This window comes from Phaeobacter sp. CAU 1743, assembly GCF_039839315.1.
GTDB lineage: Bacteria > Pseudomonadota > Alphaproteobacteria > Rhodobacterales > Rhodobacteraceae > Phycobacter > Phycobacter gallaeciensis_A.
In genome coordinates this window covers 38,811-49,233 of sequence record NZ_JBDOQR010000036.1, presented here as the reverse complement: position 1 = coordinate 49,233, position 10,423 = coordinate 38,811, and the positions used below count along the sequence as shown (strand labels likewise).

At 58.4% G+C, this 10,423-nt stretch carries 11 protein-coding genes; 2 read left to right on the top strand and 9 right to left on the bottom strand.

Going from position 1 to position 10,423, the window contains the following annotated elements:
* Positions 1 to 123: 123 nt before the first annotated feature.
* The 5 genes from AAFO90_RS14710 to rpsJ all read right to left on the bottom strand — a co-directional run bounded on the left by AAFO90_RS14710 (position 124) and on the right by rpsJ (position 2,981).
* A complete protein-coding gene (locus AAFO90_RS14710) occupies positions 124 to 711 on the bottom strand; it encodes a hypothetical protein (protein ID WP_347509847.1) in 588 nt (195 codons plus the stop codon).
* 307 nt (positions 712 to 1,018) lie between these two features.
* On the bottom strand, positions 1,019 to 1,315 hold the full coding sequence (locus tag AAFO90_RS14705; RefSeq protein ID WP_065271474.1) for a 50S ribosomal protein L23: 297 nt from the start codon (positions 1,313 to 1,315) through the stop codon (positions 1,019 to 1,021).
* Positions 1,312 to 1,929 carry a 50S ribosomal protein L4 gene (rplD, locus tag AAFO90_RS14700; protein ID WP_065271475.1) on the bottom strand — a complete coding sequence of 206 codons (618 nt, stop codon included), beginning with the start codon at positions 1,927 to 1,929 and terminating at the stop codon, positions 1,312 to 1,314. The genes AAFO90_RS14705 and rplD overlap by 4 nt, the downstream gene beginning before the upstream one ends.
* Positions 1,926 to 2,648, bottom strand: coding sequence for a 50S ribosomal protein L3 (gene rplC, locus AAFO90_RS14695; protein ID WP_065271476.1), 723 nt, complete (start codon positions 2,646 to 2,648; stop codon positions 1,926 to 1,928). The genes rplD and rplC overlap by 4 nt, the downstream gene beginning before the upstream one ends.
* 18 nt (positions 2,649 to 2,666) lie before the next feature.
* Complete coding sequence (rpsJ, locus tag AAFO90_RS14690; RefSeq protein ID WP_058289455.1) at positions 2,667 to 2,981, bottom strand: 30S ribosomal protein S10; 315 nt, start codon at positions 2,979 to 2,981, stop codon at positions 2,667 to 2,669.
* A 341-nt stretch (positions 2,982 to 3,322) separates the two neighbouring features.
* Here rpsJ and AAFO90_RS14685 point away from each other — a divergent pair, with 341 nt between their 5' ends.
* Entirely contained in the window at positions 3,323 to 4,594 is a 1,272-nt protein-coding gene (locus AAFO90_RS14685; protein ID WP_347509846.1) for a HAMP domain-containing sensor histidine kinase, read from the top strand.
* Positions 4,595 to 4,949: 355 nt separating this feature from the next.
* On the opposite strand, the gene tuf is transcribed toward AAFO90_RS14685, so the two are convergent.
* From tuf to rpsL, 4 genes are all read right to left on the bottom strand, one after another.
* Positions 4,950 to 6,125, bottom strand: a complete 1,176-nt coding sequence (gene tuf / locus AAFO90_RS14680) for an elongation factor Tu (RefSeq protein WP_065271478.1) — start codon at positions 6,123 to 6,125, stop codon at positions 4,950 to 4,952.
* Between the two features lie 63 nt (positions 6,126 to 6,188).
* Positions 6,189 to 8,306: an elongation factor G gene (fusA, locus tag AAFO90_RS14675; RefSeq protein ID WP_274830259.1), complete on the bottom strand. Its 2,118-nt coding sequence runs from the start codon at positions 8,304 to 8,306 to the stop codon at positions 6,189 to 6,191.
* 18 nt (positions 8,307 to 8,324) lie between these two features.
* Positions 8,325 to 8,795: a 30S ribosomal protein S7 gene (rpsG, locus tag AAFO90_RS14670; protein ID WP_065271480.1), complete on the bottom strand. Its 471-nt coding sequence runs from the start codon at positions 8,793 to 8,795 to the stop codon at positions 8,325 to 8,327.
* A gap of 18 nt (positions 8,796 to 8,813) precedes the next feature.
* Entirely contained in the window at positions 8,814 to 9,185 is a 372-nt protein-coding gene (rpsL, locus tag AAFO90_RS14665; RefSeq protein ID WP_005621086.1) for a 30S ribosomal protein S12, read from the bottom strand.
* 429 nt (positions 9,186 to 9,614) lie between these two features.
* Between rpsL and AAFO90_RS14660 the strand changes: the two genes are divergently transcribed.
* On the top strand, positions 9,615 to 10,421 hold the full coding sequence (locus AAFO90_RS14660) for a putative rhamnosyl transferase (RefSeq protein ID WP_347509845.1): 807 nt from the start codon (positions 9,615 to 9,617) through the stop codon (positions 10,419 to 10,421).
* Positions 10,422 to 10,423 lie beyond the last annotated feature (2 nt).

The window sequence follows — 10,423 nt, the reverse complement described above, 5'->3', positions numbered from 1 at the left end:
GCGGCAGGCGCTTGAGCTATTTGAGGGCTCCGCGCCTGCCGCGCTTGCCAAACCCGAAACCGACGACTACCAAAATCAAACCCGCAGACTCTCGTCATGAGCGAGGGACCAGCGGGGGGCAGGTCAAACGCGATTTCTGGTTGCATAGACGACCTCCAACGCTTTTGCGACGTCGGCGCGCTCGATATCTTTGTTGGGGAAGACCTTCTTTAAAGATTTCTTCCATAGCGTACCAGCGTAATCGCCGGAGTATAAACGCTTCCAAAAGGAAAAGGTGGTCTGCGAAATCACTTGGCCATGTGACACAACAAAGAGCCTCTGCCTTTCTCTAGCTTTTTCATCATGTGTAGCACCAGCAGGCACACCACCTGGATATGCAAAAGCATCGAGATATGTCTTCTCTTTGTAACTAAGCTTAGAGTACGCGGCCTTTCTGGCATGACGAACCGCTGTTTTTTGTGCTTTCACTTCGAATGGCTTCAGCGGAATCTTGGTACTTCCTGGTAGCAGCCATTGATCGTCACCGAAATCCGTTACCAACTGATGATTTGTACTGTTCCTCAAAGCCAGTTCGAACAACGCAATCATTGACATCAGGGACGAACCAAGTTGCAAAGTATGGTTGTGGAGCACAATCGCCCTATCCTGAGTGTCCGTAAAGCTCTCGAACGTGGCCAATCTCTCTTGGGAAATATAGTCAAGAATTTTCAAATCAAAATCTCCCCTAACAACACCTTGAATATCTGTGCGGCCAATGCTATGTCTAGTCTTGAAAGGCAGGGGAATTGGTCGGCAGCGCTGCTCCGGCAGTGACGGACCCCCCGCCTAATTGAGAGAAGGCTCACCCTTTGGGTGAGCCTTTTTATTTTGTAACCTCGTAACGGGACAGCGCACCTTAGCCACTCGTGGTCAATCCCTGCCCTTTTCGTGGTCAATCCCTGCCCTTTGTGTGAGCTTAACAACGAAAAAGGCCCCCGCTTTCGCGAGGGCCTTCGATCTTTTTCAAAGGTAACAGATCTCAGAGTCCGGTGGACACGTCGATGGTATTGCCTTCTTCCAGGGTCACATAGGCTTTTTTCACGTCCTTGCGGCGGCCGATCTGGCCGCGGAAACGCTTGACCTTACCCTTGGTGATGGTGGTGTTGACCGCTTTGACCTTCACACCAAAGAGGGTTTCAACCGCCTCTTTGATCTGGGGTTTGTTGCTGTCGATCGCCACTTCGAACACCACTGCGCCGTTTTCGGACGCCATGGTGGATTTCTCGGTGATGATCGGCTTGCGGATCACGTCGTAGTGTTCTGCCTTCGCGCTCATTTCAGTCGAGCCTCCAGTGCTTCGACACCCGCCTTGGTGATCACCAGGGTGTCACGCTTCAGGATGTCATAGACGTTTGCACCCATCGTCGGCAGGATATCCAGACCGTCGATGTTACGCGATGCTTTGAGGAACCCTTCGTTCACGGCTGCACCGTCGATGACCAGCGCGCGTTTCCAGCCCAGGTTTTTCACCTGCTTGGCCAGAGCAGCGGTCTTGCCCTCTGCGGTTGCGTCCTCGATCACGACCAGTTCACCGGCTTTCGCCTTGGCGGACAGCGCGTGGCGCAGGCCCAGCTTGCGGAACTTCTTGGTCAGCTCGTGGCCGTGGCTACGCGGGGTCGGACCCTTGTAGATACCACCCTTGCGGAAGATCGGCGCGTTACGGTCACCGTGGCGTGCGCCGCCGGTGCCCTTCTGGCGATAGATCTTCTTGGTCGAGTAGGAGGTTTCCGAGCGGGTCTTGACCTTGTGGGTACCGGCCTGCGCGTTGTTGCGCTGCCAGCGGACCACACGGTGCAGGATGTCCGCACGCGGCTCCAGACCGAACAGGTCTTCGGACAGTTCGATGTCGCCTGCCTTGCCGCCGTCGAGTTTGATCACATCAAGTTTCATGCTTCACCACCTTCCGCGGGAGCTTCCGCCGGTGCTTCGGTTGCTGCTGTCTTCAGAGCCGCCGGGAAGGGCAGACCTTCGGGCGCTTTCTTCTTGACGGCATCCTTGACGGTTACCCAACCGGATTTCGGACCAGGTACGGCACCTTTGATGAACACCAGGCCACGGTCGGCGTCGGTCTTGACGACTTCCAGGTTCTGGGTGGTCACGCGGGCAGCGCCCATGTGGCCGGCCATCTTCTTGCCTTTGAAAACCTTGCCGGGATCCTGACACTGACCGGTCGAACCGTGCGAACGGTGCGAGATCGACACACCGTGCGAGGCACGCAGACCGCCAAAGTTCCAGCGCTTCATGGCGCCTGCGAAACCTTTACCGATCGAGGTGCCGGTCACGTCCACTTTCTGACCTGTCAGGAAGTGTTCGGCCGAGATTTCGGCGCCAACTTCGATCAGGGCATCGGCGGGCACGCGGAATTCAACCAGCTTACGCTTGGGTTCAACCTTTGCAGCGGCAAAGTGGCCACGCATCGCCTTGGAGACGCGCTTCACTTTGGCCGAGCCTGCGCCCAGCTGAACGGCGGTGTAGCCGTCTTTGTCTTCGGTGCGTTGCGACACGACCTGCAGACCATCCAGGTGAAGAACGGTCACAGGAATCTGCTTGCCGTCTTCCATGAACAGCCGGGTCATGCCGACTTTCTTTGCGATAATACCAGAGCGCATATTCATTACCCTCCGATCTTACGACTGCAGCTTGATCTCGACGTCCACGCCAGCGGCGAGGTCGAGCTTCATCAGCGCGTCCACGGTCTGGGGAGTCGGATCAACGATGTCGAGCATGCGCTTGTGGGTGCGGATCTCGAACTGGTCACGGGATTTCTTGTCGACGTGGGGACCACGCAGAACGGTGAATTTCTCGATCTTGTTCGGAAGCGGGATCGGGCCACGAACCTGCGCGCCGGTGCGCTTTGCAGTGTTCACGATTTCCTGGGTGCTGGCGTCCAGCACGCGGTAATCGAAAGCCTTCAGCCGAATGCGAATGTTTTGACTTTGCATTTCGTCAGCCTTTTATAGGCGTTGGAGTTGAGAGGAGGGCCCACGACCACCGCGCACCCTCATCGAACCCAAAAGGCGGGAATCACCCCGCCTTGATATTCTCATTGAGAACTCGCGCGTCTTAAGCCTGCAGCGGCGGTATTGCAAGGGTAAATGAGGCCCGTGCGAATGCTCCCACTCTTTGGGTCCACCTCAGGAGCCGTTACGGCGATCGGGCAAGGTCACCCCCAGAAAACCTGGCCGTCCCGTGTTAAAAACTGACGCAGGGCGGCCAGTGGCCCTAGTGGCGCCCTCCAAGTCCGGTTAATCTTGCGCAAAACCTCACAACGGACAACCCAATAGTGCCGCCTCACAGCCCCGAAACCGAGCAAGTTCTGCTGATTGCGCGCAGTATCGCTGGTGAAACCGGTCATGCGCTCCTGGCGCGCCTGGTTGAGGCCCTGAGCGAGCATCTAGATGCAGCCTTCGTCGCAGTCACCTATGGCGAAGGGGTGCCCCCCACCCACGCGCGGGCGCTCTACGCCCTGCAGGACCACAAGGTTGCTCGCGGGATACGCTACGAATTGCAGGGCACCCCCTGCGCCCGGGTATATGCCGGGGAGGTGGTGATCATCCCCTGCGGGATTGCCGACCTTTATCCCCGCGAAGCGAGGTTTGAAGGCTACATAGGTATTCCACTTCGCGACACCTCTGGCGAGGTCACCGGTCATCTGGCTGTATTTTCCAACCAGGAGATCAAGGAATCCGAGATCGCCACTGCGATATCAACGATTTTTGCCCTGCGCGCCGAAGCCGAATTGCGCCGCCTCTCCGTTGAAAGGGACCGAAAGAAGCTAATCGCGGATCTTGCGCGGATGAACCGGCGGCTGCAGCAGGGCTATTCCGAAGTGCGGCGTGAAAACGCGGAAAAGATCGCACTTATGGGGCTGATTGCCCACGACCTACGCAGCCCGCTGGCCGCCGTGCTGTCCCAGGCCGAACTGGGACTGATCAGAGCCCGCACAGAAACACCGGACACAGCCCGGATTGAAACCGCGTTTCAGAAGGTCATCGACAATGCGGACCGGATCGCGCAGTTGATCGACGCGACGCTGGACCGGGCCAGGGTCGAAGGCGAAGCGCTGCGCCTGGACCGCAAGCCGGTCGACCTGACCGGGTTGCTGCACATTGCAGCCGAAGCCAACCGGGAAGAGGCTGCACGCAAATCGATTTCCCTGTCCGTCGACCCACCGCAGCGGACCATCGCAGAGGTTGATGAAACACTGGTCATCTCTGCCATCGACAATCTGATTAGCAACGCCGTGAAATATACCTATCCCGGAGGCGAGGTCCGGATTTCGGTCGCGCAGGAAGGTGAAAGCGTCACCGTTGCCGTCTCCGATACCGGTCAGGGCCTGACGCCAGACGACCTGACGCGCGCCTTCGGCCGTTTTCAAAGGCTTTCCGCGCAGCCAACGGATGGTGAAAAGTCCACTGGCCTGGGACTCGCGAATGTACGCGAAATTGCCTGTGCGCATGGCGGCAGCGCTCATGCCGAAAGCGAAGGCCCGGGAAAGGGAAGTCGTTTCGTTCTGACGCTGCCCTGCAATCCGGACATTCAGCCCGCGCCCTGAGCCTAAGGCATCCTGTCGTCTCAACCAAGAATACACCGGCCCGCAAAACCGCCCGGACGCCCCGCGTTTGTGCTGCGTCTGGGCCGCGCCCGACCAGGTCTCCGGGCGCGCGCCTGATCCGATCAAATCCGCCGAAGGCCAAACGGTTTCATTGGCGAAGCGGCCCCTGCCCTGCTCAGCTTTGTACACATAGGAAAAGGGCCTCCCGAAGGAGGCCCTTTCCATCCGCAATCAGGAAACCTGATTACTCGATGATCTTCGACACAGTCTTTCTGGTGCGTCTCGGGATCATCGCGTTCAAACAAAAAGGGCGCCACTGGGGCGCCCTTTCCGTTTGATCATTCGCGAGTGCGAATTACTCGATGATCTTCGACACAACGCCAGCGCCGACGGTGCGGCCGCCTTCGCGGATGGCGAAACGCAGACCGTCTTCCATCGCGATCGGGGCGATCAGTTCAACTTCGAACTTCAGGTTGTCGCCCGGCATCACCATCTCGGTGCCTTCCGGCAGGGTCACGGTGCCGGTCACGTCGGTGGTCCGGAAGTAGAACTGCGGACGGTAGTTCGCAAAGAACGGGGTGTGACGGCCACCTTCTTCTTTGGTCAGAATATATGCTTCTGCCTCGAATTTGGTGTGCGGGGTCACGGAGCCCGGCTTACACAGAACCTGACCACGCTCAACGCCGTCACGGTCAACGCCGCGCAGCAGCGCGCCGATGTTGTCGCCGGCTTCGCCGCGGTCCAGCAGCTTGCGGAACATTTCAACACCGGTGCAGGTGGTTTTCTTGGTGTCGTGGATGCCGACGATTTCGATTTCGTCGCCAACGTTGATCACGCCACGCTCAACACGGCCGGTCACAACGGTACCACGACCGGAGATCGAGAACACGTCTTCGATCGGCATCAGGAACGGCAGGTCAACGGCACGCTCGGGGGTCGGGATGTACTCATCCACAGCCGCCATCAGTTCCTTGATTTTGTTTTCGCCGATTTCCGGGTCACGGCCTTCCATCGCCGCCAGAGCGGAACCTGCGATGATCGGGATATCGTCGCCCGGGAAGTCGTAGGAAGACAGCAGTTCGCGGATTTCCATCTCGACGAGCTCGAGCAGTTCTTCGTCGTCGACCTGGTCAACTTTGTTCATGAACACGACCAGCGCCGGAACGCCAACCTGACGCGCCAGCAGGATGTGCTCGCGGGTCTGCGGCATCGGGCCGTCAGCTGCGTTCACAACCAGGATCGCGCCGTCCATCTGCGCCGCACCGGTGATCATGTTTTTCACATAGTCAGCGTGGCCGGGGCAGTCGACGTGGGCGTAGTGGCGGTTCTCGGTCTCGTATTCCACGTGGGCGGTCGAGATGGTGATGCCGCGGGCTTTTTCTTCCGGTGCGCCGTCGATCTGGTCGTAGGCTTTGAAGTCACCGAAGTATTTGGTGATCGCTGCGGTCAGCGTGGTTTTGCCGTGGTCAACGTGGCCAACGGTGCCGATGTTGACGTGCGGTTTATTACGCTCAAACTTTTCCTTAGCCATGGTGGCCTCCTTTTGATTGGAAGAAGGTCCGCGCGGGCCGCGAACCTCCCAATGTCATGACGCTTACGCGTATTTCGCCTGGATCTCGTCCGAGATGTTCTGCGGAACCGGATCGTAGTGACCGAACTGCATGGTGAACTGGGCGCGGCCCGAGCTCATCGAACGCAGGGTGTTGATGTAGCCGAACATGTTCGCCAGCGGCACGTTTGCGTCGATCGCAATCGCGTTGCCGCGGGGCTCCTGGCCGGACACCTGACCACGACGGGAGGTCAGGTCGCCGATGATACCGCCGGTGTATTCTTCCGGGGTGATCACTTCGACCTTCATGATCGGTTCCAGCAGCTTGGCGCCAGCTTTGCGCATGCCTTCACGCATGCACATACGTGCTGCGATTTCAAAGGCCAGAACGCTGGAGTCAACGTCGTGGAACTTACCGTCGATCAGGGCAACCTTGAAGTCGATCACGGGGAAGCCAGCCAACGGGCCGCTATCCATGACCGAGTTGATGCCTTTTTCAACACCGGGGATGTATTCCTTCGGAACAGCACCACCAACGATGCGGGATTCGAACGAGTAGCCTTCGCCGGCTTCTGTCGGCGAGATGATCATCTTCACCTCGGCGAACTGACCCGAACCACCCGACTGTTTCTTGTGGGTGTAGGTGTGCTCGACCTCGTGACCGATGGTCTCGCGGTAGGCAACCTGCGGGGCACCGATGTTGGCTTCAACCTTGAATTCGCGCTTCAGGCGGTCAACCAGGATGTCCAGGTGAAGTTCGCCCATGCCCTTCATGATGGTCTGACCGGATTCCAGATCAGTTTCCACGCGGAAGGACGGGTCTTCGGCGGCCAGACGGGCCAGACCCTGGGACATTTTTTCCTGGTCAGCCTTGGTTTTCGGCTCAACCGCGATCTCGATCACCGGATCGGGGAAGGTCATGGTTTCCAGAACCACCGGATCGTTGACGGCGCAGAGCGTGTCACCAGTGGTGGTGTCTTTCAGACCAGCCAGCGCGATGATGTCGCCCGCGAACGCTTCCGTGATTTCCTCACGGTCGTTCGAGTGCATCATCATCATCCGGCCAACGCGCTCTTTCTTACCCTTGGTGGAGTTCAGAAGGGTATCACCCTTGTTCAGAACACCGGAGTAGATGCGGGTAAAGGTCAGCGAACCGACGAAGGGGTCGTTCATGATTTTGAACGCCAGGCCCGAGAACGCCATATCATCATCCGCGCGGCGCGGGATGTTACGGGTTTCAGTTTCGTCACCGGGTTTGAAGCCCATGTAATCGACAACGTCCAGCGGGCTGGGCAGATAATCGATCACAGCGTTGAGCAGCGGCTGAACGCCTTTGTTCTTGAACGCGGAACCGCCCAGAACCGGAACGAAGTCCAGCGCCAGAGTGCCCTTGCGCAGCAGAGCGCGCAGTGTTGCGACGTCGGGCTCTTCACCTTCCAGGTAGGCTTCCATGGCGTCGTCGTCTTGCTCGACGGCCGCTTCGACCATCTTGCCACGCCATTCGTCGGCCATGTCCTTCAGGCTGTCACGGATCTCGACCTGCACCCAGGAGGCGCCAAGGTCTTCACCCTGCCACAGCCATTCCTTCATGGTGACCAGATCGATCAGGCCTTCCAGCTCGTTCTCGGCGCCGATCGGAATACCAACCGGAACCGCGCGGGCGCCGGTACGGTCTTCGATCATGTTGACGCAGTTGAAGAAGTCAGCGCCGATCTTGTCCATCTTGTTGACGAAGACGATGCGCGGAACCTTGTAGCGGTCAGCCTGACGCCAAACGGTTTCGGTCTGGGGTTCAACGCCGGCGTTGGCGTCCAGAACACAGACAGCACCGTCGAGAACCGCCAGCGAACGCTCAACTTCAATGGTGAAGTCAACGTGGCCGGGGGTGTCGATGATGTTCAGGCGGTGCTTCGGCGTGTCAGCAGTTTCGCCATCTTCGGTGCGTTCCCAGAAAGTGGTGGTCGCAGCCGAGGTGATGGTGATGCCGCGTTCCTGCTCCTGCTCCATCCAGTCCATGGTGGCTGCACCATCGTGCACCTCACCGATGTTGTGGGATTTGCCGGTGTAGTACAGGATACGCTCCGAGCAGGTGGTCTTACCTGCATCGATGTGCGCCATGATACCGAAGTTACGGTAATGGTTGAGTGTATAGTCGCGTGCCATAGGTCTAAGCCCCTTGGGTTACCAGCGGTAATGCGAGAAGGCCTTGTTGGCCTCTGCCATCTTGTGGGTGTCTTCGCGCTTTTTCACCGCGGTACCACGGGACTGGACAGCGTCCAGCAGCTCGCCTGCAAGGCGCTCTTCCATGGTGTTTTCGTTGCGGCTACGGGCGGCTTTGATCAACCAGCGGATTGCGAGTGCTTCGCGGCGCTCCGGGCGAACTTCGACCGGCACCTGGTAGGTTGCACCACCCACGCGGCGCGAACGAACTTCGACGGCGGGTTTCACATTGTCCAGAGCTTCGTGGAAGACTTCCACGGGAGCGCGTTTGATCTTGGCTTCAACGCGATCAAACGCGTTGTAGACGATTTTTTCTGCGACGGATTTCTTACCATCGATCATCAGGTTGTTCATGAATTTGGTCAGAACGCGGTCGCCATATTTGGCGTCGGGCAGAACTTCGCGTTTTTCAGCAGCGTGACGGCGTGACATCTGTGCTTATCCTTCTTCTTACTTAGGACGCTTCGCGCCGTACTTGGAGCGACGCTGCTTACGGTCTTTGACGCCCTGGGTATCCAGAACACCGCGAAGGATGTGGTAACGCACACCGGGAAGGTCTTTTACACGACCGCCGCGGATCAGAACCACAGAGTGTTCCTGAAGGTTGTGGCTTTCACCCGGGATGTAGGAGATGACCTCGAAACCGTTGGTCAGGCGGACCTTCGCAACTTTCCGCATAGCGGAGTTCGGTTTCTTCGGCGTGGTGGTGTAAACGCGCGTGCAAACGCCACGCTTCTGGGGGCACTGCTCCAGATGCATGGATTTGGAGCGTTTAACTTTCGGCTGCCGCGGCTTGCGGATCAGCTGTTGGATCGTTGGCATTCCGGTCTATTCCCCGTTTCGCAACTTTCATGTCATGCACGCGCAAGGGCGTGCGGCTCATATTTCCGGCACTTACGCGTCCGCAAGCGCAAAAACCGCAATCGTTCCCATTCCGAGGTGAACGACGCGGTGGGTCTACAGAGGATCCGGACGATAAAACTGTCCGAACCTTGATCCACTACAATAGTGATATCGGCTTTAGGGGCGGCCCCCGGATGCCGGATAGGCGCGCGTATATGGGGAGTCGCGGGGCTTGTCAACTGTCAGGCGCCCAGTGACGCCCAGGGTCGGCGGATGGCGGCACGGGAACACGCCGCTGGCAATACTTCCCCTGCCACACCCACTGTCTTGTCGCATCGGTACCGGCGATGCATAGTTCAACAGGCCGCAGTAAGATTGGGCCATACGCATACTCAGGACGCCCCATTCATGCAAGTCATCGGTCTTTGTCGTTTTTCTTATCCCGCAATTGGCGGCTTTCAGGTTGAACATGCCAGCCTGGAGGAGCGCATTGCCTACCTTTATGCCGAAGACCGTCTGGAGGAGCGGTTCCAACTGATGGAGACCGTCGCCCTGCCCTGTCTGCGCGAACAGACAGATCAGGATTTCGAGCTGATCATCGTCATTGGCGACAGCCTGCCGAAACAGCACCGGGAGCGGCTTCAGGACATCACCGCCGACATGCCGCAGGTCCGTATTCACAGCGAACCGCCGCGCAAACAGCGCCAGGTGATGAAAGAGATCCTCAACAAAGCCCGCCGGGATCCAGACGCGCCCTGTCTGCAGTTCCGGCATGACGACGACGACGCAGTGTCGGTGGATTTCGTCGAACGTCTCCGGCAGACGGTTGAGGATTGTTCTGGCCTGGTCGAAAAGAGCAAAACGGTCGCCGTTGATTTCAACCGTGGTTATGTGGCCGAGGTTGGGGCGTCCGGGATCGCCGCAACCGAGATACACCGGCCCTACTATGTGGCTTCGCTTGGCATGTATGTGCGCGGCGGCTGTAACCTGACGATCATGAACTTCGCGCATGAGAAAATCCTGCGCTTCATGCCGACGGTCACCATCAGCGATCAGCCGATGTTCGTTCGCACCCACAATGGCTATAACGACTCGCGCCAGAAACGGGTCAAACCGGTGCCCGTCACCCCGCTGACCCCGGATCAGGTGGGTGAGTTTGAAGCGCGATTTGCCATCCGGCAGGATGATCTCAAACGGGTCTTCGCGGCTGACTAGCC

Excerpts from the sequence above, each read along its gene's own strand:
- AAFO90_RS14705 (WP_065271474.1), bottom strand. The coding sequence starts at position 1,315 with ATGAGCGCGAAGGCAGAACACTACGACGTGATCCGCAAGCCGATCATC.
- rplD (WP_065271475.1), bottom strand. The coding sequence starts at position 1,929 with ATGAAACTTGATGTGATCAAACTCGACGGCGGCAAGGCAGGCGACATC.
- rplC (WP_065271476.1), bottom strand. The coding sequence starts at position 2,648 with ATGCGCTCTGGTATTATCGCAAAGAAAGTCGGCATGACCCGGCTGTTC.
- rpsJ (WP_058289455.1), bottom strand. The coding sequence starts at position 2,981 with ATGCAAAGTCAAAACATTCGCATTCGGCTGAAGGCTTTCGATTACCGC.
- tuf (WP_065271478.1), bottom strand. The coding sequence starts at position 6,125 with ATGGCTAAGGAAAAGTTTGAGCGTAATAAACCGCACGTCAACATCGGC.
- fusA (WP_274830259.1), bottom strand. The coding sequence starts at position 8,306 with ATGGCACGCGACTATACACTCAACCATTACCGTAACTTCGGTATCATG.
- rpsG (WP_065271480.1), bottom strand. The coding sequence starts at position 8,795 with ATGTCACGCCGTCACGCTGCTGAAAAACGCGAAGTTCTGCCCGACGCC.
- rpsL (WP_005621086.1), bottom strand. The coding sequence starts at position 9,185 with ATGCCAACGATCCAACAGCTGATCCGCAAGCCGCGGCAGCCGAAAGTT.
- AAFO90_RS14660 (WP_347509845.1), top strand. The coding sequence starts at position 9,615 with ATGCAAGTCATCGGTCTTTGTCGTTTTTCTTATCCCGCAATTGGCGGC.